This is a genomic window from Azospirillum brasilense, from assembly GCF_022023855.1.
Classification (GTDB): domain Bacteria; phylum Pseudomonadota; class Alphaproteobacteria; order Azospirillales; family Azospirillaceae; genus Azospirillum; species Azospirillum brasilense_F.
The window spans coordinates 51,471-76,297 of record NZ_CP059449.1 but is presented as its reverse complement, the minus strand read 5'-3'; the positions used below and the strand labels follow the sequence as shown (position 1 = coordinate 76,297).

At 68.9% G+C, this 24,827-nt stretch carries 20 protein-coding genes and 1 pseudogene; 10 read left to right on the top strand and 11 right to left on the bottom strand.

The window, feature by feature from the left end:
• Positions 1-30 precede the first annotated feature (30 nt).
• The 6 genes from H1Q64_RS00365 to H1Q64_RS00340 form a co-directional block, all read right to left on the bottom strand.
• Positions 31-474, bottom strand: a complete 444-nt coding sequence (locus H1Q64_RS00365) for a type II toxin-antitoxin system VapC family toxin (protein WP_237903926.1) — start codon at positions 472-474, stop codon at positions 31-33.
• The gene (locus H1Q64_RS00360; protein ID WP_145679522.1) at positions 471-707 is read right to left on the bottom strand and encodes a FitA-like ribbon-helix-helix domain-containing protein; all 237 of its coding nucleotides are present in this window, start codon (positions 705-707) and stop codon (positions 471-473) included. The genes H1Q64_RS00365 and H1Q64_RS00360 overlap by 4 nt, the downstream gene beginning before the upstream one ends.
• A gap of 76 nt (positions 708-783) precedes the next feature.
• Positions 784-2,208 (bottom strand): FAD-binding oxidoreductase, encoded by a 1,425-nt coding sequence (locus H1Q64_RS00355; RefSeq protein ID WP_237903925.1) that lies wholly within the window; start codon positions 2,206-2,208, stop codon positions 784-786.
• Positions 2,209-2,387: 179 nt separating this feature from the next.
• A complete protein-coding gene (locus tag H1Q64_RS00350) occupies positions 2,388-2,789 on the bottom strand; it encodes a bacteriohemerythrin (protein WP_237903924.1) in 402 nt (133 codons plus the stop codon).
• Positions 2,790-2,870: 81 nt separating this feature from the next.
• A complete protein-coding gene (locus H1Q64_RS00345; RefSeq protein ID WP_237904892.1) occupies positions 2,871-4,676 on the bottom strand; it encodes a M3 family oligoendopeptidase in 1,806 nt (601 codons plus the stop codon).
• Between the two features lie 169 nt (positions 4,677-4,845).
• Positions 4,846-5,202, bottom strand: coding sequence for a hypothetical protein (locus H1Q64_RS00340; protein WP_114860556.1), 357 nt, complete (start codon positions 5,200-5,202; stop codon positions 4,846-4,848).
• Between the two features lie 297 nt (positions 5,203-5,499).
• On the opposite strand from H1Q64_RS00340, the gene H1Q64_RS00335 reads away from it, so the two are divergent.
• A complete protein-coding gene (locus H1Q64_RS00335; protein ID WP_237903923.1) occupies positions 5,500-6,573 on the top strand; it encodes an alpha/beta hydrolase family esterase in 1,074 nt (357 codons plus the stop codon).
• A 183-nt stretch (positions 6,574-6,756) separates the two neighbouring features.
• Positions 6,757-8,679, top strand: a complete 1,923-nt coding sequence (locus H1Q64_RS00330; protein WP_237903922.1) for a propionyl-CoA synthetase — start codon at positions 6,757-6,759, stop codon at positions 8,677-8,679.
• 61 nt (positions 8,680-8,740) lie between these two features.
• Here H1Q64_RS00330 and H1Q64_RS00325 read toward each other — a convergent pair whose 3' ends face one another.
• Positions 8,741-9,037, bottom strand: coding sequence for a DNA-binding protein (locus H1Q64_RS00325; RefSeq protein ID WP_145628603.1), 297 nt, complete (start codon positions 9,035-9,037; stop codon positions 8,741-8,743).
• A gap of 323 nt (positions 9,038-9,360) precedes the next feature.
• On the opposite strand from H1Q64_RS00325, the gene H1Q64_RS00320 reads away from it, so the two are divergent.
• The 5 genes from H1Q64_RS00320 to H1Q64_RS00300 all read left to right on the top strand — a co-directional run bounded on the left by H1Q64_RS00320 (position 9,361) and on the right by H1Q64_RS00300 (position 14,293).
• Positions 9,361-9,870, top strand: coding sequence for a sigma-70 family RNA polymerase sigma factor (locus H1Q64_RS00320; protein ID WP_014239953.1), 510 nt, complete (start codon positions 9,361-9,363; stop codon positions 9,868-9,870).
• A complete protein-coding gene (locus H1Q64_RS00315; protein WP_237903921.1) occupies positions 9,870-10,817 on the top strand; it encodes an anti-sigma factor family protein in 948 nt (315 codons plus the stop codon). The genes H1Q64_RS00320 and H1Q64_RS00315 overlap by 1 nt, the downstream gene beginning before the upstream one ends.
• Before the next feature lie 176 nt (positions 10,818-10,993).
• A complete protein-coding gene (locus tag H1Q64_RS00310) occupies positions 10,994-11,659 on the top strand; it encodes an SGNH/GDSL hydrolase family protein (RefSeq protein WP_237903920.1) in 666 nt (221 codons plus the stop codon).
• Between the two features lie 40 nt (positions 11,660-11,699).
• Positions 11,700-13,370 carry a tetratricopeptide repeat protein gene (locus H1Q64_RS00305; protein WP_237903919.1) on the top strand — a complete coding sequence of 557 codons (1,671 nt, stop codon included), beginning with the start codon at positions 11,700-11,702 and terminating at the stop codon, positions 13,368-13,370.
• Complete coding sequence (locus tag H1Q64_RS00300) at positions 13,367-14,293, top strand: hypothetical protein (protein WP_237903918.1); 927 nt, start codon at positions 13,367-13,369, stop codon at positions 14,291-14,293. The genes H1Q64_RS00305 and H1Q64_RS00300 overlap by 4 nt, the downstream gene beginning before the upstream one ends.
• 57 nt (positions 14,294-14,350) lie before the next feature.
• On the opposite strand, the pseudogene H1Q64_RS00295 reads toward H1Q64_RS00300, so the two are convergent.
• The 3 genes and pseudogenes from H1Q64_RS00295 to H1Q64_RS00285 form a co-directional block, all read right to left on the bottom strand.
• Positions 14,351-17,869: pseudogene (locus H1Q64_RS00295) on the bottom strand (indolepyruvate ferredoxin oxidoreductase family protein); the annotation flags it as partial.
• 360 nt (positions 17,870-18,229) lie between these two features.
• Complete coding sequence (locus tag H1Q64_RS00290) at positions 18,230-19,249, bottom strand: response regulator (protein WP_237903916.1); 1,020 nt, start codon at positions 19,247-19,249, stop codon at positions 18,230-18,232.
• Positions 19,250-19,430: 181 nt separating this feature from the next.
• Positions 19,431-19,868: a CBS domain-containing protein gene (locus H1Q64_RS00285; RefSeq protein WP_237903915.1), complete on the bottom strand. Its 438-nt coding sequence runs from the start codon at positions 19,866-19,868 to the stop codon at positions 19,431-19,433.
• Positions 19,869-20,053: 185 nt separating this feature from the next.
• Between H1Q64_RS00285 and H1Q64_RS00280 the strand changes: the two genes are divergently transcribed.
• The 3 genes from H1Q64_RS00280 to H1Q64_RS00270 all read left to right on the top strand — a co-directional run bounded on the left by H1Q64_RS00280 (position 20,054) and on the right by H1Q64_RS00270 (position 24,172).
• Positions 20,054-20,980 carry a cation diffusion facilitator family transporter gene (locus tag H1Q64_RS00280; protein ID WP_237903914.1) on the top strand — a complete coding sequence of 309 codons (927 nt, stop codon included), beginning with the start codon at positions 20,054-20,056 and terminating at the stop codon, positions 20,978-20,980.
• A 171-nt stretch (positions 20,981-21,151) separates the two neighbouring features.
• Positions 21,152-21,733, top strand: a complete 582-nt coding sequence (locus H1Q64_RS00275; protein ID WP_237903913.1) for a cation transporter — start codon at positions 21,152-21,154, stop codon at positions 21,731-21,733.
• A 237-nt stretch (positions 21,734-21,970) separates the two neighbouring features.
• Positions 21,971-24,172, top strand: a complete 2,202-nt coding sequence (locus H1Q64_RS00270) for an anthranilate synthase (RefSeq protein WP_237903912.1) — start codon at positions 21,971-21,973, stop codon at positions 24,170-24,172.
• A 35-nt stretch (positions 24,173-24,207) separates the two neighbouring features.
• Here the strand turns inward: H1Q64_RS00270 and H1Q64_RS00265 are convergent, their stop codons facing one another.
• Positions 24,208-24,456, bottom strand: a complete 249-nt coding sequence (locus tag H1Q64_RS00265; RefSeq protein ID WP_014239966.1) for a DUF2312 domain-containing protein — start codon at positions 24,454-24,456, stop codon at positions 24,208-24,210.
• Positions 24,457-24,827: the final 371 nt, after the last annotated feature.

The window sequence follows — 24,827 nt, the reverse complement described above, 5'->3', positions numbered from 1 at the left end:
GGGCCGAAAGGCGAGTCCCCTGGTGTTGCCTCAGGCAGCGGGACCGATCCGGACCAGTCCCGGCAATCCGCTTCGGGCGGCGGCTTCCGCCAATTTGCGGTCTGCGGTCACCAGTCCCGCGGTCGTCGACCAAGCGAGAGCCAGATAGAGGCAATCGACCAAGGGATGCCGAAGCGTACCGCTGAGGTCGAGTGCACGTTCCGCCACATCCACCGCCCGAGTCAGCGTCAGCGGGAGTTGGGCGACCAATCCACGCAAGCGGCCCAAGAGCGTGTCGGCATCCGACGTCTCCAAAGTGCCCGTGTGGACTCGCTTGGCCAGCGCCGCAGCCACTTCGATGAGCAGAATATCGGGTGCCAGCAGCGGCTTTTCCTGGGCAAGGAACGCAAGTGCGTCTGAGCTTGCGTCTTCCCTGATGATCCATTTCACGGCGACACTGGCGTCCACCACGACCGCTTGGCTTACCACGCTCACCGGTCGCGCCATTCACGGATCAGCGGCGTGCTGTCGGGAAGCACACCATATTTGCGGGCAAGCTCGTCCTGCTCCCGCTGGAGTTCCTCAATGAGCGCCGCACGGCCGGGGCGTGCGGCCTGCGACAGGATGGCACCCACTTCCTCCTCGACCGAGCGTCCGTTGATCGCGGCGCGTTCGGTCAGAGTCGCGTGCAGCGCTTCGTCGATTTCGAGCCTGACGATCTTGCCCATTTCGCTCTCCTGGGGATCGGTGACACTGTAACCCGCTTGCGCAGGATGGCGCCACCGTTCCGCAGGATCACCGGACTCACCCACCCGGCGCGATGTTCTGGTTCACGCAGAATAGATTGCCGGGGTCGTATTTCGCCTTCAGCGCCCGCAGGCGTTCGTAGTTCGGCCCATAGGCGGCCTGGACGCGCTGTTCGTCGTCGGTGACGAAGTTCACATAGACCCCGCCCGTGGCGTAGCGGGCGGTCCGGTCGGAAACGCCGCGCGCCCATTGGATGCAGGCGCTGTCCTCCGGCGGGGTGTTCCAGCGCGCGTGCACGTTCATGACGAACAGGGCGTCGCGGTGCGGGTAGGCGGTGGCGTCCGCCGGCACGCGGTTGGCCGCCGCGCCGAGCAGGCCGACGAAGATCTCGCATTGGTCGGAGGGCAGCCTCGCGGCCTCCTCGACCAGCAGGTCGATCAGCCCGTCCTCCAGCCCGGTGAAGTTCTGCGATTTCCAGTAGTTCCGCGCGCCCGGCACCAGAAGCGGGTCGAAGGCCGCCTGCCACGCCGCGTAAGGCATGAGGCCGACATGCTCCCCGACCGGCGTGCCCAGCGACAGCACCGGTTCCAGCGCCTTGCGGGCCGCCGCCTCGTCGTTGCCGGCATAGATGACGGGCATGACCAGCACCTCCTTGCCGTGCACGTCCGGCGGCAGGAAGGGCAGGGGCGGCGCCTTGCGCAGCACCATCCAGGCGGTTGCCTCGTCGGGCAGGGCCGCCGTGGCGTCGCGGTAGCGGCGCATCAGGTCGCCGGCCCCCGCGAAGGGGTGGACGACCAGCCCGGCAAAGACCATCGGCCCCACGGGATGCAGGCGGAAGGTGAAGGAGGTGACGATGCCGAAATTGCCGCCGCCGCCGCGGATGGCCCAGAAGAGGTCGGCGTTCTCGTCGGCGCTGGCGCGCAGGAACTTACCTTCGGCGGTGACCACGTCGGCGCCCAGCAGATTGTCCACCGTCAGCCCGTACTTTCGGGTCAGCCAGCCGAACCCGCCGCCCAAAGTCAGCCCGGCGATGCCGGTGGTGGAGTTGATGCCGACCGGCACGGCCAGCCCGAAGGCCTGCGTCTCCCGGTCGAGATCGCCCAGCGTGGCGCCGGGCGCCACCCGCGCCGTCCGGCTGATGGGGTCGACATGGACGAAACGCAACGCGCCGAGGTCGATCAGCAGGCCGCCGTCGCACAGGGAGTTGCCGGCGATGTTATGACCGCCGCCGCGCACGGAGACCAGCAGCCCGTTCTCCCGCGCGAAGCGCACCGCCTGCATGACGTCCGCGGCCCCGGCGCAGCGGGCGATCAGGCCGGGCCGGCGGTCGATCATGGCGTTCCAGATCGTCCGGGCCTCGTCATAGCCCGGCGACTGCGGGGTCAGCAGCGGGCCGCGCAGACGGGCCGCAAGATCGTTGACGGCGTCCTCGGAAAGGGTCGCGTCCCGCCGGTCGGCGGTGCGAAGCGTGAAATCGCCCATCAAGCACCTCCCACGTCAATGCAGCAATTTTCGCGAATATCCGGAGCGGATTGGCGCAACAAGGGTAAAGTTTCGCCCGTGTTCAGGCCATCCGGGAAAGGGCTCCCTCCGGTGTTCTTCCGGACGGAGCCACCCCTCAATTCGGTGTTCGCGCGGCTTTGACGGTGGGAGGCGGTGGATCAGCCGCCCTGGCTGCGGATCCAGGCGGCGGTGGCGCTGTCCATGGTGTTCTTGTGGTTGATGAACCACTCCGGCACGACCTCGGTCAGGTAGCCGCGGACCAGGGCCAGATTGCCGGCGGCCATGCGCTTGGCGATTCCTTCCAGCTCCAGGCGGACGCGGTTGTGCTCGTGCACATGGATGGGCGTCGGCGGGAAGCCGTACTGGTGCATCAACTCCTCCTCGCGGGCCAGATGGTCGCGGAGGTGCTGGGCGAAGGCGGTGAAATGGGCGGGCAGGTCGGCATCCGACGCCTTGGCGGCTTCGGCCAGAAGCTCGACGGTCTCCTTGTGGTCGGCGTCGATGATGGCGTTGCCGACTTCCAGGGACGGGCTCCAGGCGGGAATCGAAAGGGTGGGCATGGTGGTCTCCGAAGGGATCATTGGAGGCCACCATACCCATCCCACGATTAGGGATTCTTGACGTCCGTCAAGAAAACCCGGTCAGGGCTGATTTTCCAGCTCGTCAACAAAGCCGCGGATGACGTTCAGCCCCTTCTGCCAGAAGGCCGGATCGCTGGCGTCCAGCCCGAAGGGAGCCAGAAGCTCCTGATGGCGCAGCGTGCCGCCTGCCGACAGCATCGCCAAGTACTTTTCCGCGAAGCCCTTCTCCGACTCCTGATAGACCGCGTAGAGCGAGTTCACCAGGCAGTCCCCGAACGCGTAGGCGTAGACGTAGAAGGGCGAGTGGATGAAATGCGGGATGTAGGACCAGTAGTTCCGGTAGCCCTCGTCGAAGCGCAGCGCCGGGCCGAGGCTTTCGGTCTGCACCGCCATCCAGATCTCGCCCAGCCGCTCGGCGGTCAGTTCGCCCTCGCGGCGCTCGGTGTGGACGCGGCGCTCGAAGTCGAAGAAGGCGATCTGGCGGACCACCGTGTTCAGCATGTCCTCGACCTTGGAGGCCAGCATGATCTTGCGGCGCTTCGGGTCGGTCTCGCGGTCGAGCAGGGCGCGGAAGGTCAGCATCTCGCCGAACACCGACGCGGTCTCCGCCAGGGTCAGCGGCGTGTCGGACAGCAGGTGCCCCTGTCCGCCGGCCAGGATCTGGTGCACGCCGTGGCCCAGCTCATGCGCGAGCGTCATCACGTCGCGCGTCTTGCCCTGGTAGTTGACCAGCAGGTAGGGGTGGACGCTGGGCACCGTGGGGTGGGCGAAGGCGCCCGGCGCCTTGCCGGGGCGCACCGGCGCATCGATCCAGGCGTTGTCGAAGAAGCGCTTGCCCAGTGAGGCCAGATCCGGCGAGAAGCGGCCATAGGCGCCCAGAACCAGATCGCGCGCCTCGTCCCAGCGGATGCTGCGGTCGGTGTCGTCGGGCAGCGGCGCGTTGCGGTCCCAGTAATCCAGATGGTCCTGCCCGAACCACTTGGCCTTCATTGCGTAGTAGCGGTGGGACAGGGACGGGTAGGCGTCCTTCACCGCCGAGGCCAGCGCGTCCACCACCTCGTCCTCGACGCGGTTGGACAGGTTGCGGGCCGAGGTCGGCGCCTTGTAGTTGCGCCACTTGTCGTCGATCTCCTTGTCCTTGGCCAGCGTGTTGGTCACCAGGGCGAACAGGCGGATGTTGTCGCCCATCACCCGGCCGATCACCGCTCCGGCCTCCTTGCGGACCTCCTGACGGCGGTCGGACAGGCGGTTCAGCGCCTCTGCGCAGGTCAGTTCCTTCCCGCCGATGGGGAAGCGCAAGCTGGCGATGGTCTCGTCGAACAGGCGGTTCCAGGCGGCGCGCCCGACCACATGCTTCTCATGGAGCAGCCGTTCCACCTCGTCGGAGAGCTGGTGCTCGCGGAACAGGCGGACATCGCGCAGCCAGGGGGCGTAGCGGGCGAGGTCCTTCGACGCCGTCAGCTTGGCGTCCAGCACCTTGTCCTCCAGCCGGTTGATCTCCAGCGTGAAGAAGACGAGGTGGGTTGAGATGCCGTTCACCCGCTCCTGCGCCGACTGGTAGAACTTGGCGATGGCCGGGTCGGTCATGTTGCCGTTGTAGACCAGCCCGGCGTAGGACATCACCCGCGACAGCACCTCGTCGATGCGCTCGTACTCGCGGATGGCGGCGGCGAAGGCGTTGCCGTCCAGCCCGGCCAGCTTGGTCGCGTACTTCTCGTAGAAGTCCTTGGACGCGCGCTCCATCCGCTCCAGGTCGGCCTTCAGTTCCGCCGACTCCATGCCCGGATAGAGGTCCGTCAGGTCCCAGGAGGGAAGGGCGCCGAGGTCCGGCGCGTCGCCTGCGGCGGCCAGGGCGGTGTCGGGCATGGTGGTCTGGGGAGCGCCAAGGAAATCGCCAATCGGGTGCCGGGTGGCGCTGCGGGTCATCTGTCCCTCCGTTCTGGGCTTGGGCCATGCTGGGCTTTGGCCGTTCTGTGCTTGGAACGGGATATAAGCGCCGCGCGGGTTCGGGGGAAGGCTGCGTTGCGGCGCCCGCTCAGGGGGCTTGGCTTTCCTGCGCGCGGCGGATCGCCGCCTCCACGCATTGCAGGTGCAGCTTCTTGCGGGCGAGCTGGCGGGTCCGCCGCTCCTCCAGGTCGGTGGTGGGCATCGCTTCGATGGCGCAGCCGCGCCAGCCGTTGGCGTCCAGCGCGCGGGCGACCTCCGCATAACCGAAATAGCCTTTGTCCGGCTGCTCCCACGGCGCGCGGAAATCGGCGCGGCGCAGGACGAAGCGGTTGGACTGGCTGGACCCGCCGAGACTGGTCAGCCGGGCCACGATCAGCCGTTCGCCGTTCGGGTGGACAACGGTCAGGATCGGTCGGATGCCGAAGACGGGCGGGTCGCTGCTCATGGCGACATGCATAGCGTTCCAATCTCCAATAGGCCAGAGACAAGGCCGCCACCGAGGGAACCCGATGACGGACGGGACGTCGCGGCCTGTGTAAAATGAACGCAGCCATACGCAAGTATGCGATCGGGGCGGCCTTTTAAAAATTAGCAGTTCACAAGTGATTGTTGCGCGTCTTCTATGGGAATTGGTGAGGCAATTTGATGCCCTGCGAATCAATTCTCCCGATGCGGGAAGGGGAGGACGGCGATGACATTGTTGGTGCGCTTACGAAAGCCGGTTTTGGCGGCGTTCTTCCTCTTGTCGTGGCTTCTTCCCGTCGCCGCGGCCCAGCCGCAGCAGGCCATGCCCGTCGAACTGCCCGCCGGCAGCTACGACGCGCAGGGCACGGCCCTGTCGGCCCTGGTCTATGTGCCGGACAGCGCGCGGGCGCGCGGCAAGGCGCCGCTGCTGGTCCTGCTGCACGGTTGCGAGCAGGATGCCCGCACCTTCTTCGAGGATTCGGGTTGGAAGGATATGGCCGACGCCCATGGCTTCGTCGCCCTGTTGCCGGCGCAGAAGCACAATCTGCTGTCCATGGTGGGAACCGGGGGCTTCGGGCGTTACGGCAACCCGCTCGGCTGCTTCAACTTCGCCGACCGGCTGAACAGCCCGTTGAAAGGCTTTGTGCCGAGCGAGGCGGCGGCCATCGCCTCGATGGTCGGGGCGGTCGTCTCCGGCAAGGGGCTGGGCGCCAACGGCCCGGCGGTGGACGCGGAGCGGGTTTCCGTTACCGGTCTGTCGGCGGGGGCGGGCATGGCGGCGACCTTGCTGGCCGACTTCCCGCAGGTCTTCGCGGGCGGGGCGCTGTTCGCGGGCGTGCCGGCGCTGTGCGCCCAGAGCATGCAGTCGGCCGCGTCGCTCTGCGGCATCTCAGTGTCGCGCGGCTGCGCCGAGGTGAAGGCGCGCTCCGGCGGCTACGACAGCCGCGAATGGGCGAAGGCGGTCCAGCGCGCCCAGCACCCCGCCGGGCGTCCGCGCGTGCTGATCGTCCAGGGGACGGCCGACTGCACCGTGGACCCGCAGAACGCCCTCTACCTGACCAACCAGTGGACGGCCTTCCACGGCCTGAAGGCGGATGCCCCCGCGGTCATCGGTCAGGAGCCCTCCTGGCCGGAGCGCGCCGTGCGGCAGGGCTACGCCCCGGCGGGCGCCAACGCCCTGTGGGTGGAGACGGTGCTGTTGAAGGACGTCGGCCACGTCATGCCCATCGATACCCACAACCCGCAACGCCCCTGCGGGCGGGTGCGGGTGTCGGAGACGAAGACCTACATCGAGGATGTCGGCTTCTGCGGCGCGGCGCTGGCCGCCGGCTTCCTGCAACTGGAACAGTAACACCCGCCGGAAGGGCGGCGGGCGGGTTCGGCACTCACCAAAGTGGTGCGACAGCCCGCCGCACCTTCCGGAATGCCGTTTGCCAAACGATGCAGATCTGACGCAGATTGGGGCCGCTGCGTGAACGTTCATTGCGCGGCTGCGGAGAAACGCGAACCAAACAAAATATAAGGGACGCCCCCCATGAGCCAAAGCTCGGCCGATCGCTACAACCAGATCCACGCCCGTTCCCTGTCCGATCCCGATGGATTTTGGGGCGAGGCGGCGGAAGACATCACCTGGATCAAGCGCTGGGACAAGGTGCTGGACGACAGCAATGCGCCCTTCTACCGCTGGTTCACCGGCGGCGTCCTGAACACCTGCTACAACGCCGTCGACCGCCATGTGGAGGCCGGACGCGGCGCCCAGGCGGCAATCATCTACGACAGCCCGGTCACCAAGACCGTGCAGACCATCACCTACGCCGAACTCCAGGATCAGGTCGCCCGCTTCGCCGGCGCGTTGCGCGCCCAGGGCGTGGAGAAGGGCGACCGCGTCATCCTCTACATGCCGATGATTCCGCAGTCGCTGGTCGCCATGCTGGCCTGCGCGCGTCTCGGCGCGGTGCATTCGGTGGTGTTCGGCGGCTTCGCCCCGCACGAGCTGGCGACCCGCATCAACGACTCCCGGCCGAAGGCCATCGTCTCGGCCTCCTGCGGCATCGAGCCGAACCGCGTCGTCAAGTACAAGCCGATGCTCGACGCCGCCATCGAGCAGGCGGAGCACAAGCCGTCGAGCGTGATCGTCTTCCAGCGGCCGCAGGAAACCGCGACCCTGGTCGAAGGCCGTGACGTGGACTGGGCGGAGGCCGTCGCCAGGGCCGAACCGGCGGAGTGCGTGCCGGTCGCCGCGACCGACCCGCTCTACATCCTCTACACCTCGGGCACCACGGGCCAGCCGAAGGGCGTGATCCGAGACAACGGCGGCCACGCCGTGGCGCTGAAGTGGACGATGAAGAACATCTACAACGTCGAGCCGGGCGAGGTGTACTGGGCCGCGTCGGACGTGGGCTGGGTCGTCGGCCACTCCTACATCGTCTACGGCCCGCTGCTGCACGGCTGCACCACGGTGGTGTTCGAGGGCAAGCCGGTAGGCACGCCGGACGCCGGCACCTTCTGGCGGGTGATCGAGCAGCACAAGATCGGCACGCTGTTCACCGCCCCGACGGCCTTCCGCGCCATCAAGCGCGAGGACCCCAACGCCGAGCTGCTGAAGAAGTACGACCTGTCGCACTTCCGCGCCTTGTTCCTGGCCGGCGAGCGGTCGGACCCCGACACGCTGCATTGGGCCGAAGACAATCTGAACGTTCCGGTCATCGACCACTGGTGGCAGACCGAAACCGGCTGGGCGATCTCCGGCAACCCGCTGGGCGTGCAGCTCTTCCCGATCAAGTACGGCTCGGCCACCCGCCCGATGCCGGGCTGGGACGTGCAGATCCTGAACGCCGAGAACAAGGAGGTGCCGCGCGGCGACATCGGTGCCATCTGCGTGAAGCTGCCGCTTCCTCCGGGCACGCTGCCGACGCTGTGGAACGCCGACGACCGCTACAGGAAGTCGTACCTGTCCGATTACCCCGGCTATTACCAGACCGGTGACGCGGGCTTCATCGACGACGACGGCTACGTCTACATCATGGCCCGCACCGACGACATCATCAACGTCGCCGGCCACCGCCTGTCCACCGGCGGTATGGAAGAGGTTCTGGCCAGCCACAAGGACGTGGCGGAATGCGCGGTGATCGGCGTGGCCGACGACCTGAAGGGGCAGGTGCCGCTGGGCTTCCTCTGCCTGAAGGCCGGCGTGACCCGCCCGCATGAGGAAATCGTCAAGGAGGTGGTGCAGCTGGTGCGCGAGCAGATCGGCCCGGTCGCCGATTTCAAGCGCGCCGTGGTGGTGGAGCGCCTGCCGAAGACCCGTTCCGGCAAGATCCTGCGCGGCACCATGCAGAAGATCGCCGACAACCAGGACTACAAGACGCCGGCGACCATCGACGATCCGGGCATTCTGCCGGAGATCGCCGAGGCGCTGCAGTCGCTGGGCTACGCCAAGGCGCATCAGGCCGGCTGACCGGTCCTGCATTGGAAGCCCCTCCCCCGGCACGGTCCGGGGGAGGGGCATTCTTTTTCGGCTAAGCCTTGTCCAGAGCGGTCAGGGAATCGTCCAGCTCGTCCAGCCGGGCCTGCTCGGCTTCCAGTTCCGCCAGCGCGCGGCGGGCGTTGGCGATGTCGAGATCGAGTTGGTCGCGCCGCCGCCGGATCAACTCTTCCAGCGGGGTCAGCTCCTCCATGGCCAGTGCCTGGGCGATGGCCGCGTTGCTGCCGCCACCCAGCGCCAGCCGCACCATCCGGGTGCTCGGGCGGATGCCCTGGGCCTCCAGATGGCGGGCGGTGACCAAAATCTCGATGGTGTCGTGATGGCGTGCCATGGCCCCGCCCTTATGACGCAGTGCAATGGATTGTGCCAAGCCGCGCGCCCGAACCGGGGGCTTATCCGCGCGCAGCGGCGATTTGCCACAAGGCTGCGCCCCGAGGGGGCAGTTTTCGGTCCTGCCACCTTTCCGCCGAATTTTTGCTGCACGGGCATCAAAGTCTGGAATAAACGATGAGCGGGGGGCGTTCATCCTGGCGTACCGGGTCCTGAATGGGGCTCGGCCCTGGGAGGCCGCGCCACCCGTTCCTACCTGAAGGAGTGCCATGATCCGCCACCCGGCGGTCCGTGGAGCCTTCGAGGCAACAATCGGGTGCGCGGTTGAGCACGTTCGGGGTCGAGCTGGAAGTCCACATTGCGTCGCTGCGCCGCTACGCGCGCGCGTTGCTGCGCAACCGTTCGGATGCCGAGGATCTGGTGCAGGAGGCGTTGACGCGGGCGGTGGCGCGCGCCGACACCTTCAAGGCGGGGACGAACCTGCGGGCGTGGCTTTTCACCATCCTGCACAACGTCCATGTCAATCAGGTCCGCTCCAAAGCGTCGCGGCCCGACGAGGTCGATGTGGACAGCGTCGAGTCGAAGCTGGTGACGCCGGCCCGGCAGGAGGAACGTGTGGAGTTGCGCGAGATGATGCGCGCGCTCGACGACCTGCCGGAGGAACAGCGCAAGGTGCTGCTCCTCGTCGCGCTGGAGGGCCTGAAATACGAGGAGGTCGCCGAGACGCTCGGCGTGCCGATCGGGACCGTCATGTCGCGCCTCTCGCGGGCGCGCGAGGCGGTCAGGGCGAAGCTGGCGAACGAGGGCTCGGTGGCCCTCAGGCGGGTGAAGTGATGAACGCGCATTGCGTAACGGACGACGAACTGCACGCCTACGTGGATGGGCAACTGGCTCCGGAACGCCGGCTCTTCGTGGAGCGATGGCTGGCCGACGACCCGGATGCCGCCCGCCGGGCGGAGGATTACCGCGCCCAGGCCGCGCTGCTGCACGAACTCTTCGATCCCGTGCTGCGCGAGCCGGTCAGCGGCCCGGTCGAGGAACTGACAGGCAAGCTGCGCGGGCGCATGCCCGGCAACGACAACGCCGGCCCCTGGCACGCCCGCTCCTGGGTGCGCATGGCCGCGGCGGTGATGCTGATCATCGGCGGGGCCGGCGGCGGCTGGCTGGGCCGCGGCGCGGTGGACCAGTCGCCGGTCGTCCAGCAGCGCCAGACGCTCCAGACCTTCGCCGAGGAGGCCACCCAGGCCCACCGCTTCTACACCTCCGACGAGCGCTTCCAGGTCGAGCTCGGCGCCGACAACCAGGACGAGTTGAACAGCTGGCTGTCCAAGCGCGTCGGGCGCGACGTCTTCGGCCCGGACCTGGGCAAGGTCGGCCTGCGGCTGATCGGCGGGCGGTCGCTGCCCACTGAGCTGGGGGCCGGTGCGCAGTACATGTACGTGAACGAGGCGAACAAGCGCGTCACCCTGTTCGTCGGCGCCCCGCGCTCCGGCAACCCGGCCAAGTTCGGCTTCTCGCAGAACGGCGACGTGGCGACCATCTACTGGGTCGAAGGCCCGCTGGCCTACGCGCTGGCCGGGCGGATGTCCAAGGAGGACCTGCTGCGCGTCGCCGAGGCCGTCTACAACGACGTCAAGGCCGGTCCGCGCCGCCCCGAGCCGCAACAGCAGGACCAGCAGAACCCGCAGCCGCAGCAGGAGCAGCAGCCCCAGCCGCAGCAGGACCAGCCGCCCGCCGGCGTCCAGCCGATCAGCGACACGCACAAGCCGAAGGACAGCTGAGGCAGGAAGGGGCGCGCTTTGCGAGGGGCGACCGCCGCCTCTCGCGCTTCCCGCCAAAAGACGGTGTGGCTTCTGAAGTCAATGAGTTGAAATAGGCTTCCCACTCTTCGTTTCCCGGTTTACTCCCACCCCGCCGCCGCTCCACAATGCGCCGGTGGTGGCGTGGATCATGGGGCATGCGGGACTGGTACTTTCTCGGCGACAGCCACGTGCAATCCTTCGAGATCGCCGCGACGATTCGCCTGCTCAACCGGCCGGCGCGCTGTCTGCTGATTCCCGGAGCGACCTCGATCGGCCTGCGCAACCCGGAAAGCCAAACCCACGCGGTCACTCTCTTCAAGGACGCCTTGCTGCCCGCCGATCCGAACGCCATTCCGGTGATCCAGCTCGGCGAGGTCGATTGCGGCTTCGTCATCTGGTGGCGGGCGCAGAGGCATGGCGACTGCGTCGAGCGGCAGTTGGAGGAGTCGGTGGCCGCCTGCGCCACCTTCGTGGACGATCTGCTGGAGGGCGGCTATCCCACGCTGGTGCTGACCGGGGCGGTGCTGCCGACCATCCGGGACGGCGAGACCCAGGGCAAGGTCGCGCGCGCGCGGCACGAGGTCACCGCCACCCTGCGCCAGCGCACCGAACTGACCCACCGCTACAACGCGCGCCTCCGCGACGAGGCGGAGGCGCGCGGGCTGCCCTTCGTCGACATCACGCCGCGCATCACCGACCCGGACACCGGGCTGGTCGCCGAGGCATTCCGCAGCCCGAATCCCGGCGATCACCACCTCCACCCCATCCGCGCCGCCGGGGTCTGGGCGGAGGCTTTGAACGCGCTGGACCTGCCGCCATGATGACGCCCATCATGCTTCGATTATCATCCCAGGAGGCCGCGTGACCGACGCGATGGAGTTTCTCCGCTCGGGCGCCGCCGCGCTCCAGCGGGGAGACCGAGCGGGGGCGGAGCGCCGGGTCGTCCGTACGCTGGCGCTGGTCCCCGGCCACGGCGAAGCCTGGAACGTCCTGGGCGTGCTGGCCGTCTCCGCGGGCGATCCTGCGGGAGGCGAGGCGCGCTTCCGCCGGGCCACCGTCTGCGCGCCGGAGAACCCCGCCTACGCGCGCAGCCAAGCGGAATGCCTGAAGCGCCAGGGGCGGGCGGACCGGGCGGCGGCCCTGCTGGCCGGCGCCGTGCGCCGCGGTGTGCTGTCGCCCGATCTTGCCTGCGACCTTGGCGACCTGCGGCTGGGCACGCGCGATATCGCCGCGGCGGCGGTGCTGTACCGGCTCGCTCTGGTCCTGGCCCCCGGCCACGCCCGCAGCCAGAACAACATGGCGGAGGCGCTGGGCAAGGCGGAGCGGCCGGACGCGGCGGCCGACGCCTTTGTCCGGCTGGCGGTGCTGCGCGGCACGGCCGCCGCCTGGGGTGCGGCGGGTGCGGCGCTGCTGGCGGCGTGGCGGCAGGACGAGGCGCGCACTGCGCTGCGCCGGGCCGTCACGCTCGACCCGTCAACGGCCGAGCACTGGGCCAACCTGGGCTTCGCCGGGCTGGGACGGCACGCGGTTATCCTGGCCGAGGCCGCCTTCGACCGCGCTTTGCGGCTGTCGCCGGAGATGGACACGGCGCGGGCGGGGCGAGGGACGCTGCGGATGCTCGCCGGGCGCCTGCGCGACGGAGCGACGGATTACGAGGCGCGGCTGAGCCTGCCCACTTTCACGCCGCCGCGACCTTACAGCCGGCCTGTCTGGGACGGTCGGGTTCAGCCGGGCCGGACGCTGCTGATCCACGCCGACCGTGGTTATGGCGACGCCATCCAGTTCATCCGCTACGCCCCGCTGCTGCGAGCCCAGGGGATGCGCGTGGTCTTCCACGGGCCGGAGGGTTTGCTCGACCTGTTCCGCGCGTCGGAGCTGGTGGACGACCTGTCCGGCCTCGACGGACCGCCACCGGCCCACGACGTCCAAATCCCCATCATGAGCCTGATCCACCGGATGGGCACCGATCTGGACAGCGTGCCCGCCGCCGTTCCTTATCTGCGGGCGCCCGACGCGGCGTCGCGGCGTTGGGCGGACCGGCTGGCCGGGCTGCGCGGGGTGAAAGCGGGGCTGGTCTGGCACGGTTCGGTCGCCTTTCCCTATCACCGCCAACGCTCGCCGGGGCTGGGGGCGGTGCTGCCGCTGACCGGCGTTCCCGGCTTGACGACGGTGCTGCTCCAGGTCGCCAACGGGCGCGCGGACCTTGAGCGCCACACCCCGCTCGGCCCGTTCCTTGACCTGGGGACGGAGCTTCGCGATTTCGCGGACACCGCCGCGGCGATCCAGGCGCTGGACATCGTGATCAGCCCCTGCACCGCCGTGGCCCACCTTGCCGGGGCGCTGGGGAAGCCGGTGGCGGTGCTGCTCGACCAGGGGGCGGAGTGGCGTTGGATGTGCGGGCGGGTGGATTCGCCCTGGTACCCAACGGCGCGCCTCTATCGCCAATCCCTGTTCGGCGACTGGACGGAGCCGGTGGAACGGCTGCGCCGCGATCTGGCGGCGCTGAAGGACCCCTTGCAGGATCGACCATGAACACACTGTGCGTGACCGGCGCCAACGCGCGCTATTTCATCACCACGCTGGCCTTTCTGGAGGGGCTGACGGGGCGTTTTCCGCTGGAGCGGGTGCGCGTCTGCGATTTCGGCCTGACCGACGGTCAGCGCGATTACCTGCGCGCCGCCGGCCTGCTGCTCGACCGCCCGAAGATCCTGCCGGCGGACGCGCATCCCTATCTGTGCAAGGGGCACCTGTCGGAATATTGCGCGGGCGAGGCGTGGGACAGCCTGCTGTGGCTGGACGCCGACATGATGGCGGGAGCCATCGACCTCGCCGTGGCCGAGCGGCTGGCGGATGACCTCCGGCGCTCCGGCAAGGCGCTCGCCACCACCGACACGGTGGACCGCATGACCTTCGGCGGGATGATGGACGAACTGCACAGCGGCGGCCATTACGTCACGCCGGCGGAACGCCTGATGCGGGACCGTGGGATCGACCCGGACTCGCCGTATCTGATGTCGGCGCTGATGCTGTGGGTGTCGCGCGGGTTGCTGGCGCAATGGGCGGTGATCTGCCGCAGCGTGGCGCAGCACGCGCTGTGGGAACAGAATGTGCTGAACGCGCTGGTCCATCCCGATCCCGCCTGCGTGGAGGTGCTCGACGCGCGCCTGTGGCAGGTCTATGACGCTCCTCTGGCCGACGTGACGATGCCGGACCCGCGGAATCGTCATGGCTTCTTCCTCGGCGGGCATCCGGTGATGGTCGTCCACGCCACCTCCCGGAAGGGGCATCACCTGGACGCCGACCTCTCGTTGAACTTCGGGGAGCATGTGCTGAAGGGCTATCTGCGCACCTTCGCCAATCCGGCCCTTCAGCAGCAGCATTTGCGCCATCTGGCCGCCGCCGTCACCCGTAACCGCGCGGCATTGGCGGAGATCGGCGTCCTGCAGCCGCGCTGAGGGTGCGGGAGGCAGGCCGCCCCCCGCACCCGGTCGCTTCGGTCAAAAACCTTGCGGTCACTCCGCGGCCATCGGTTGCGGGGCGGCGGGCTGGCGGAAGCCGTCGAGCAGGGCGGCCTCCTTCGCCTTGGCCGCTTCGACGTTGCGGGCCTTCACCGGGCCATAGCCGCGCATCTCCTGCGGCAGGCGGGCGATCTCCACCGCGGTGGCGTGGTTGTCGCGGGTCAGGCCGTGCAGGATCTCGCCCATGATAGCCTCGTAGTCCGCGATCAGGCGGCGCTCCATGCGGCGCTCGGCCAGCCAGCCGAAGGGGTCGAGCGGGCTGCCGCGCAGGCGCTTGCCTTTGGCGAGCAGGCGCAGGGCCTTAAGCATCCACGGGCCGAAGCGCTTCTTCTTCGGCTCGCCGCCATCCTCGCCGCTCTCGCCCATCACCGGCGGGGCCATGTGGAAGACCAGCTTGTAGTCGCCTTCGAACATCCGCCCGACCTGCTCGACGAAGCCGGTGTCGGTGTAGAGCCGCGCCACCTCATACTCGTCCTTGTAGGCGAGCAGCTTGAAGTAGCCCTTGGCCACGGCCTCGGTCAGGGCGGTGGAGCCGGGGATCTTCTGCCCCTCGACGCGCCGCGTCCAGTCGACCAGCGCGTGGTATCGGCTGGCGTAGGCCGCATCCTGATAGTCGGTCAGGAAGGCGGTGCGGCGGGCGATGGCCTCGTCCAGGCTGGCGGACGGGCGGCGCTGGTCGAGGATGAACAGGTCGTGGGCTGCGGCCTGCTCCTGCGGCGGGTTGGCGGCTGCCTCCACCGCGGCCAGATCGACGGCGGCGCGGCGGCCCCAGTTGAAGGCGTCGGTGTTCATTTTCACGGCCACGCCGTTCAGCTCGATCGCTTTCAGGATGGCTTCGGCGGTGATCGGGATCAGCCCCTTCTGCCACGCGTAGCCCATCAGGAAGGGGTTGGTGGCGATGCTGTCGCCCATCAGCGCGGTCGCCAGCTTGGTCGCGTCGAAGGCGTTCACCGCCCCTTCGCCGCAGGCCTTGCGGATGTCGGCCACCAGATCGCGGACCGGAACCGTGAAGTCCGGCTTCTTCAGGAAGTCCACGGTGATGGTGTCGTGGGTGTTGATGACCGCGCGGGTGTGGCCGTGCGCCATCTTCGACAGGGCGTCGCCCGCCCCGGCGACGATCAGGTCGCAGCCCACCACCGCGTCGGCCCCGCCCGCCGCGATGCGGACGGAATGGATGTCCTCCGGCGTGGCGGCGATGCGGATGTGGCTGGTCACCGCACCGCCCTTCTGGGCGAGGCCGGTCATGTCGAGCACGCCGACGCCCTTGCCCTCGATGTGGGCGGCCATGCCGAGCAGGGCGCCGATGGTCACCACGCCGGTGCCGCCGACGCCGGTGACGTAGATGCCCCAGGGCCGGTCGAGCGTGGGCAGGGTGGGGGTGCGCAGGTCGGACGGGTCGGCACCGGCGGCGGCGCCCGCCTTCGCTTCGACCGGCTTGGGCTTGCGGAGCTGCCCACCCTCCACCGTCACGAAGCTCGGGCAGAAGCCCTTGGTGCAGGAATAGTCCTTGTTGCAGCTCGACTGGTCGATCTGGCGCTTGCGCCCGAACTCCGTCTCCAGCGGCACCACCGACACGCAGGAGGATTTCACGGAACAGTCGCCGCAGCCCTCGCAGACCAGCTCGTTGATGATCACGCGCTTGGCCGGGTCGACCATCTTGCCACGCTTGCGGCGGCGGCGCTTCTCGGTGGCGCAGGTCTGGTCGTAGATCAGGGCGGTGACGCCGGACACCTCGCGCATCTCCTTCTGCACGCGCTCCAGGTCATCGCGGTGCTCGACGCTGGTGTATTGCGGCAGGCCGTCGCCGATGCCGTACTTCTCCGGCTCGTCGGAGACGACGACGATGCGGCCCACACCCTCGGCGCGGAGCTGGTTGGCGAGCGACTGGACGGTCAGCGTGCCGTCCACCGGCTGGCCGCCGGTCATCGCCACGGCGTCGTTGAACAGGATCTTGTAGGTGATGTTGGCCTTCGCCGCGATGGCCTGCCGGATGGCCAGGATGCCGGAGTGGTAGTAGGTGCCGTCGCCGAGGTTGGCGAAGATGTGCTTCTCCTCGGTGAAGGGGGCCTGGCCGACCCAGGGCACGCCCTCGCCCCCCATCTGGGTGAAGGTGTTGGTCTTGCGGTCGAGCCAAGTCGCCATGTAGTGGCAGCCGATGCCGCCCAGCGCGCGGCTGCCCTCCGGCACATGGGTGGAGGTGTTGTGCGGGCAGCCGGAGCAGAAGGTCGGCTTGCGGATGACGCGGGCCTGATGGGCCTTCTGCTTCTCCTGGGCGTCGAGGAAGGCGACGCGGCGCTTCAGGTTCTCGTTGTCGACGAAGCGCTCCAGCCGGCGCCCGATGACCACGGCGATCTGCGCGGGCGACAGCTCGCCGGCGGAGGGGAGTATCCACTCGCCATGCTCGTCGAACTTGCCGACCACCTTCGGGCGGACGTCGGGGTGCCAGTTGTAGAGCTGCTCCTTGAGCTGGTTCTCGATGACAGCGCGCTTTTCCTCGACCACGACGATCTCGTCGAGCCCCTCGGCGAAGTGGCGCACGCCGTCGCGCTCCAGCGGCCAGGGCATGCCGACCTTGTAGACGGTAAGGCCCCAGTCGGCGGCCATCTCCTCGGTGATGCCCAGCTCGTCGAAGGCCTGCCGGACGTCCAGATAGCTCTTGCCGGTGGTGACGATGCCGAAGCGCGGGCGTGGCGAGGCCATCATCACCTTGTCCAGCCGGTTGGCACGCGCGAACGCCAGGGCGGCGTACAGCTTGTGCTTCATCAGCCGGTATTCCTGCTCCAGCGGCGGGTCGGGCCAGCGGATGTTCAGGCCGCCCGGCGGCATCGGGAAGTCGGCGGGGACGATCGGGCTGACGCGGTGCGGGTCGATGTACACGGACGCCGAGGTATCCACCGTCTCGGCGATCGTCTTCATGGCGATCCAGCAGCCGGACCAGCGGCTCATCGCCCAGCCGATCAGGCCGTAATCCAGGATCTCCTGCACGCCCGACGGGTTCAGCACGGGGATCATCGCGTGCATGAAGGCGTGTTCGGACTGGTGCGGGAAGGTGGAGGACTTGGCGTTGTGGTCGTCGCCGGTCAGAACCAGCACGCCGCCGTTGCGCGACGTGCCGGCGGCGTTGGCGTGCTTGAACACGTCGCCCGACCGGTCGACGCCCGGACCCTTGCCGTACCACATGGAATAGACGCCGTCGTACTTGGCGCCGGGGAACATGCCGACCTGCTGGCTGCCCCAGACAGCGGTGGCGCCCAGCTCCTCGTTCACGCCGGGCTGGAATTGGATGTGGTTCTTCTCCAGGAACTTGCGCGCGTTCCACAAATTCTGGTCGAAGCCGCCCAATGGAGATCCACGGTAACCCGAAATGAAACAGGCGGTGTTCAACCCTGCGGCAAGATCGCGCTGGCGCTGCATCATCGGAAGGCGCACCAGCGCCTGGGTTCCCGTCAGGTACACGCGCCCTTGTTCAAGCGCGTACTTGTCGTCAAGGGTCACGGTTGCGAGAGCCATTGTTCCATCCCCTTTGTGGCGCCCTGAAAAGCGCTGTTCGGGGCGCGTTCGCCGCGCCGCTTGTTGTGTTTGTTCGACAAGCAAAAAGGTAATGGAGGCTGTCTTATTCGGCAACCGGCGCGGGGCCTCCTTCCGCAAAAAGCAAGGAACGGTCCGGCGCTCGCAGCGCTGTGAAACGGACGGGCGGGAATCGCCCTTCGGCGGGACATTCCCGCTCGCCTTCCAATGCGTTTGACCACTCCCCCCTCCCTAACCCTCCCCCTCTTCGAGGTGGAGGGGACTGCCGCCGCTTCGCAGAAGGCACCCTCTCCCGCGAAACGGGGGAAGGTTGGGGTGGGGCTTCTTACCCGATATGGGAAGTCTTCAGGCGGGCGGCAGGGGAGAATGACTGGATGAATGACCCGCGTCGCCGCCGTGATCCGGCGCGCCGAAGGCGCCGTCCGGCCACAGGTTGGGGCCGTTGCCGTCGCGTAGGCTGAGGCTGCGCACCATGGCGCGCAGGGCGCCGATCATCACCCGCAGGGCGGCGGAGGAATCTGCCCCGCCACCGATGCTGATGGTCCAGCGCAGGGCGTCCATATGGGCCTGCACCGCCTCCTGGAAGCTCTCCCCGTCGTGGTCCACCCAGGTGACGCAGATGGACAGCGACGCGACGATGGCGGTGGCCGCGGCGTTTCCGGCGGCGGCCAGTTGCAGGTCGGACACCGCGCGGCGCAGCCGCGTGCCCAACGCGTCGGGGCAGGCCACCGCCCTTTCCAGCCGGTCGAGCGCCAGCACCAGACGGACCATCTTCGGGTCGGCCGAGCGCAGCGGACCCGTTCCCGTTGTGGACGGGCCGGGCAGGCGCGGCGGCGGGGGCGGCAGGCGCAGGGGAGCCGGAGCGGAGGAGATCGCCGGACAGGCCGGCGCCGGGCGGGAGGAGGGAGGCGTATTGTTGTTCGTCGGCTTCGCCTTGGCCGCCTCGGCCTGGGAACGTCCACCCCTGCGGGGATTGTTCAGCACGGTTTCGATCCGCCGGGCGATGGTGGCGGCCGAGGCCGGCTTGGCGAGCACGGTATCCGCCCCGGCGTCCCAGGCGGCGCGCACGGTGGCGACGTCGGCGTTGGCGGTCAGAACGATGATCGGCAGATCGGGGCTGAGGCAACTGACCGAGCTGCGCACCCACCGGACGAGTTGCCCGCCGCCCACCGGTTCCATCACCCAGTCGGTGACCATCAGGTCGTAGGGCTCCCGGCGCAGCAGCTCCATCGCCTCCTGCCCGTTGGCGGCGGGGGCGACCTGACCGACCCCCCAATGCTCCAGCATGTCCCGGAGAGCCCGCAGCAGCAGCGGGTTGTTCTCGACAACCAGGATTTTCAGATGGGTCGGGTAGCGGCGGGGCATGTCGGGTCCGAAGGTTCGGGAACGAAGCGTTACCGAATATCCGAACGCCGCCCTGGGATTTCAGGACACGGAGACGTGTTAGCGCCAATCGGCGCACGACCGGGGGAGCCTTTTCGCCTCATGGAGTGCGCTTGGTCTTCGGCTCCCCCGTCCGGGAACTTGATCAAGGTCCGGGGTGCCTCTAGCGGACCAATGCGAGATCCTTCAGGACGGCCACCTCGTGGGCCTGCTCGTCCAACCGGGCCTTCACGGCGTCGCCGATGGAGATCACGCCGGCGAGGTCGCCTGCCTCGTTGCAGACCGGCACATGGCGGTGGCGGCGCAGCGTCATCATCTGCATCAGGTCCTTGATCGTGTCCTCCGGCCGGCAGGTCTTGACCTGACGGGTCATCAGATCCTCCACCGGCATATCCAGCGCGTCGGCGCCATGCATCGCTACGGCGCGGACGACGTCGCGCTCCGACAGGATGCCGGCCAGCCGGCCCCGGCGGTCGCACACCACCAGGGCGCCGATGCGCCGGTCGGTCAGCGTGCGGGCGGCGGTCCGGATGGACTCGGACGGCAGGATCGATGCGACGTTATGGCCTTTGCGGTTCAAAACCTCGGAAACGACGGTCATGTCCACCCTCCCTCTTTGGGGTTGGCGAATCGGCGGGGTCCGATTCGGAATGAGCCTGGAGCGGCCGGCGGTTCCGGCAAGGGCTTGGCGGTCCGGATTGGAAAATCGGTTTTGCCGCCTCGATGGGGCCGCTATGCATGAATGCATGGCAACCGCTGAGTTGCGGGGGGAAAGGGAGAGCGCGCATGACCACCGAGCAGAAGGTTCTTCGCCTGTCCATCGCCGTCACGGTGCTGCTGGCGGGGGCCGGCATCCTGTTCGGCCTGCTGTCGGGTTCCTTCGCCATCGTCTTCGACGGCATCTACTCGCTGGTGGACGCCAGCATGACGATGGTGACGCTGTTGGTGTCGAACCTGATCGCCGCCTCGACCAGTGCCGGCCCGCGCCGGGGCAAGCTGGCCGAGCGCTTCACCATGGGCTTCTGGCATCTCGAACCCATGGTCCTCGGGCTGAATGCCACGCTGCTGATGGGGGCGGCGATCTATGCGCTCATCAACGCCGTGGGCAGCCTGATGACGGGGGGCCGCAATCTGGCCTTCGACCATGCGATCGTCTATGCGGCGGTGACCCTTCTCGTGGCCGCCGGCATGGCGGTCTTCGCGACGCGGGCGAACCGGACGGTCCATTCCGATTTTTTGGCGCTCGACGCGAAGTCCTGGGTCATGGCAGCGGCGCTCACCGCGGCGCTGCTCGTCGCCTTCGTCTTCGGATACCTGATCGAGGGCACCCAGCTTCAGTGGATGTCGCCCTACATCGACCCGGCGGTGCTGGCCCTGGTCTGTCTGGTGGTCATTCCGATCCCAGTCGGCACGATGCGGCAGGCGCTGGCCGATGTCCTGCTGGTCACACCCGCCGACCTCAAGCGGCACGTCGATGCCGTCGCGTCGGACACCGTGCGGCGCCATGGCTTCGCCTCCTACCGCGCCTATGTCGCGCGGGTGGGCCGGGGGCGGCAGATCGAGCTGTTCTTCATCGCTCCGATCGGCTGGCCGCCGCGCAGGTTGGAGGAGTGGGACAGGATCCGCGACGAGGTCGGTGCGGCCATCGGCGGCGAAGGTCCGGACCGCTGGCTCACCATCGTTTTCACCAGCGACCCGGAATGGGCGGAATGACGGCCTGCCCTATGGACGGGCCGGAGCGCGTACATTAGCTTTCCATGAGAAACGGAGCACGTGGAGCGGGCGGAGGGTGACGGGATGGCGGGCAATTGCTGTGGAGGCTCTTGTGGGAGCGGTGGTCGTTCAAACAGCGGACGGCAGGCCGACTACCGTCGCACCCTGCGCATGGCGCTGATCGTCAACGGGCTGATGGCCGCCGTCGCCCTGGCCGCGGGGCTGGAGACGCAGTCCATGGCCCTGCGGGCGAGCGCGCTGGATTTCCTGGCGGCCGCGCTGACCCATGGCGTCGGCCTGTGGATGATGGGGCGGGGGCTGGAGTCCCGCGGCTGGGCCACGCTGGCGAGAGGGCTGACGCTGACCGTCCTCGGGCTGGGGGTGGTGGCCGCCACGGCGTGGAGCGCCTACGCCGGAACCGTTCCCGACGCGCCGGTGATGAGCCTCGTCGCTCTTCTCGGGATGGGGGCGAGCCTGTCGGTGGCGGTCCTGCTGTTTGCCGGACGGCGCGGCGGATTGACGCTGCGCGCGGTCTGGCTGTGCGCCCGCAACGGCGTGCTGACCAACGCCGCGGTGATGATGGCGGCGGCGGGCGCCTGGACGATGGGGCAGGGCTGGCCGGATCATCTGGTCGCCGCGGTCATCGCCGCCACGGTGCTGTCCGCCGCGGTGACGGCGCTGCGGCAGGCGGTGGGGGAACGGCGCGCGTGGCACGCGCCCGCCGACCCGACCGGGCTGGGCAAGGGGGCTTGACAGGCCCGCATCCCTGTGGCGAACTCGGTGTCATGATTTTCGCTGCGCCCTCCCTGTCGTGTCGTTGGTGGTGGCCCGTCTAACCGGGCCGGCCAGCCGACGCGCGTGAGCGCACACACTATCGAAAGGCCGCCCGGAGCTTCCGGGCGGCCTTTTTCCTGACCAGGGAATCCAGGCGTCGAGCAAGGGAACTCCGGGTGTCCGTCCGCCAACGGATCGACCATCGGAGACCCCACCATGTATCCCGCCGATCTCCTCGCTTCGCCCAACCTCCTCGAACCGCAGCGTTTCCGGACGCGCGGCGGCGTGACCGTGACCCGGAGCGCCACGGCGCTCGACCCGCGGAACGCCCTCGATCCGGTGATCGACGCGCTGGACCGCCGCCGCGGCCTGCTGCTGTCCAGCGGGGTGGAAGCGCCGGGCCGCTACCGCCGCCACGCGCTGGGCTTCACCGATCCGCCGCTGGCCGTCACGGCGCGCGGGCGGACGCTGCGCCTCGACGCGCTGAACGCGCGGGGCCGGGTGCTGCTGCCGGCCATTGCCGAGGCTCTGCGTGGCCTGGAGGCGCTGGCCGGTCTTGAGGAGGCGCCGTCGCGCGTCTCCGCCCTGGTCCGCAAGCCCCACCATCCCTTCCCGGAGGAGGAGCGGAGCCGCCAGCCCTCCGTCTTTTCGGTCCTGCGCGCGGTGCTGGAGCTGTTCGCCGCCCCCGACGACCCGCTGCTCGGGCTGTACGGGGCCTTCGCCTACGACCTCGCCTTCCAGTTCGAGCCGATCCGCCTGCGGCTGGAGCGGCCCGACGACCAGCGCGATCTGGTGCTCTACCTGCCGGACCGCCTCGTCGCCCTGGACCCCGGGACGGGCGTCGCGCGGCTCGTCGCGTACGAGTTCGCCACGGCGGCGGGGAGTACGGAGGGGCTGGAGCGCGGCGGGCGTGACCACCCTTACCGCCCCGACACCAACGCCGAAGGCGGATGCGACCACGCGCCCAGCGAGTATCAGCGCGTCGTCGAGACCGCCAAGGCCGCCTTTCGCCGCGGCGACCTGTTCGAGGTGGTGCCCGGCCAGACCTTCGCCGAGCCCTGCGCTGACGCGCCTTCGGCGGTGTTCCGGCGGCTGCGCGCCGCCAACCCCGCGCCCTACGAGGCCTTCGTCAACCTCGGGCGGGGCGAGTTCCTGGTCGCCGCCAGCCCGGAAATGTATGTGCGGGTGTCCGACGGGCGGGTGGAGACCTGCCCGATCTCCGGCACCGTGGCGCGCGGGGCCGACGCGCTGGGCGACTCCTCGCAGATACTCCGCCTGCTGACCTCGGCCAAGGACGCGGCCGAGCTGACCATGTGCACCGACGTGGACCGCAACGACAAGGCGCGGGTGTGCGAGCCGGGGTCCGTCCGGGTGATCGGGCGGCGGATGATCGAGCTGTACTCCCGCCTGATCCACACGGTGGACCATGTGGAGGGACGGTTGCGGCCCGGCCTGGACGCGCTGGACGCCTTCCTCACCCACACCTGGGCGGTGACGGTGACCGGGGCGCCCAAGCGCTGGGCCATGCAGTTCCTGGAGGACACGGAGCAATCGCCGCGGCGGTGGTACGGCGGGGCCTTCGGCCGGCTGGGCTTCGACGGCGGGATGGATACCGGCCTGACCCTGCGGACCATCCGCATGGCCGAGGGCGTCGCTTACGTGCGGGCCGGGGCGACCCTGCTGTCCGACAGCGACCCGGACGCGGAGGACGCGGAGTGCCGCCTGAAGGCCGCCGCCTTCCGCGACGCCATCCGCGGGACGACGGCGGGTGCGGCGTCCGCTCTTCCGGCGGCTCCCAACGGCGGGCGGGGACGACGGGTGTTGCTGGTGGATCACGACGACAGCTTCGTCCACACGCTGGCCGACTATCTGCGCCAGACCGGCGCGTCGGTGACGACGCTGCGTCACAACCACGTGCGGGCGGTGCTGGCGGAGCGGAGGCCGGATCTGGTCGTGCTGTCCCCCGGTCCGGGGCGCCCGGCGGATTTCGACGTGGCGGGCACCATCGACGCGGCGCTGGCGCTCGGCCTGCCGGTCTTCGGCGTCTGCCTGGGCTTGCAGGGGATGGTTGAGCGGTTCGGCGGCGTGCTCGACGTGCTGCCGGAGCCGGTCCACGGCAAGGCGACCCAAGTCCGGGTGCTGGGAGGCGCGCTGTTCGCCGGCCTGCCGGAGCGGCTGACGGTCGGGCGCTACCACTCGCTGGTGGCGCGGCGCGACCGGCTGCCGGCGGACCTCACGGTGACCGCGGAGACCGCCGACGGTCTGGTGATGGCGGTCGAGCACCGGCGGCTTCCGCTCGCCGCCGTGCAGTTCCACCCCGAGTCGATCCTGTCGCTCGACGGTGGGGCCGGTCTCGCCCTGCTGGGCAACGTGATGGACCGGCTGGCCGCCGGCGCCCTCGCGGACGCTGCGGCTTGATCGGGGTGGCGTGACGGGGAAGGGGTTGGGGGTGGTTACTCCACCATCCCCAGCGCTTCCTTGTAGAGCTCCAGGATGGCTTCCTGCTCCTGGCGGTCGGCCTTGTCCATTTTGCGCAGCCGGATGATCTGGCGGATGATCTTGGTGTCGAAACCGGTGCCCTTGGCCTCGGAGTAGACCTCCTTGATGTCCTCCTGCAGGCCGCGCTTCTCTTCTTCCAGGCGCTCGATGCGCTCCACGAAGGATTTCAGGCGATCCGCCGCAATGCCGCCGACGTCGGACATGATAAGGGTAACCTCAAATTGGGTGCTTCCGGGGAATCCGGCGCGGACGATATCGGCGGGCGCCGTCGATGGCAAGCGACTCCCGGCGTCATCGGCGCGGATGCCACAGACCGCGGCAAACCGCGCCAATACCTCGACCGGGTGTGCCCGGATAGTGGGATGCGCCCGTGGCGACGACCGCCGCCTCGGATGGACGCCTGATGCGAAAGACCGATGGCGGGAGCGTGCGAAAGCGGCGACCTTGCACTTTCCGTTGCACGCGGGCGTGCCAAGCCTCTCCGGGCTGTTGCGCCGCACCCATCACCGCTGGTAATACCATCGACGCTCTTGAGCTTCACAAAGTCACATAAATCCGGCATTGATGCCGACGG

Coding starts and splice junctions, on each gene's coding strand:
- H1Q64_RS00360 (WP_145679522.1), bottom strand. CDS start 707: ATGGGCAAGATCGTCAGGCTCGAAATCGACGAAGCGCTGCACGCGACT.
- H1Q64_RS00355 (WP_237903925.1), bottom strand. CDS start 2,208: ATGGGCGATTTCACGCTTCGCACCGCCGACCGGCGGGACGCGACCCTT.
- H1Q64_RS00350 (WP_237903924.1), bottom strand. CDS start 2,789: ATGCCCACCCTTTCGATTCCCGCCTGGAGCCCGTCCCTGGAAGTCGGC.
- H1Q64_RS00345 (WP_237904892.1), bottom strand. CDS start 4,676: ATGCCCGACACCGCCCTGGCCGCCGCAGGCGACGCGCCGGACCTCGGC.
- H1Q64_RS00340 (WP_114860556.1), bottom strand. CDS start 5,202: ATGAGCAGCGACCCGCCCGTCTTCGGCATCCGACCGATCCTGACCGTT.
- H1Q64_RS00330 (WP_237903922.1), top strand. CDS start 6,757: ATGAGCCAAAGCTCGGCCGATCGCTACAACCAGATCCACGCCCGTTCC.
- H1Q64_RS00325 (WP_145628603.1), bottom strand. CDS start 9,037: ATGGCACGCCATCACGACACCATCGAGATTTTGGTCACCGCCCGCCAT.
- H1Q64_RS00315 (WP_237903921.1), top strand. CDS start 9,870: ATGAACGCGCATTGCGTAACGGACGACGAACTGCACGCCTACGTGGAT.
- H1Q64_RS00310 (WP_237903920.1), top strand. CDS start 10,994: ATGCGGGACTGGTACTTTCTCGGCGACAGCCACGTGCAATCCTTCGAG.
- H1Q64_RS00300 (WP_237903918.1), top strand. CDS start 13,367: ATGAACACACTGTGCGTGACCGGCGCCAACGCGCGCTATTTCATCACC.
- H1Q64_RS00290 (WP_237903916.1), bottom strand. CDS start 19,249: ATGCCCCGCCGCTACCCGACCCATCTGAAAATCCTGGTTGTCGAGAAC.
- H1Q64_RS00285 (WP_237903915.1), bottom strand. CDS start 19,868: ATGACCGTCGTTTCCGAGGTTTTGAACCGCAAAGGCCATAACGTCGCA.
- H1Q64_RS00280 (WP_237903914.1), top strand. CDS start 20,054: ATGACCACCGAGCAGAAGGTTCTTCGCCTGTCCATCGCCGTCACGGTG.
- H1Q64_RS00275 (WP_237903913.1), top strand. CDS start 21,152: ATGGCGCTGATCGTCAACGGGCTGATGGCCGCCGTCGCCCTGGCCGCG.
- H1Q64_RS00270 (WP_237903912.1), top strand. CDS start 21,971: ATGTATCCCGCCGATCTCCTCGCTTCGCCCAACCTCCTCGAACCGCAG.
- H1Q64_RS00265 (WP_014239966.1), bottom strand. CDS start 24,456: ATGTCCGACGTCGGCGGCATTGCGGCGGATCGCCTGAAATCCTTCGTG.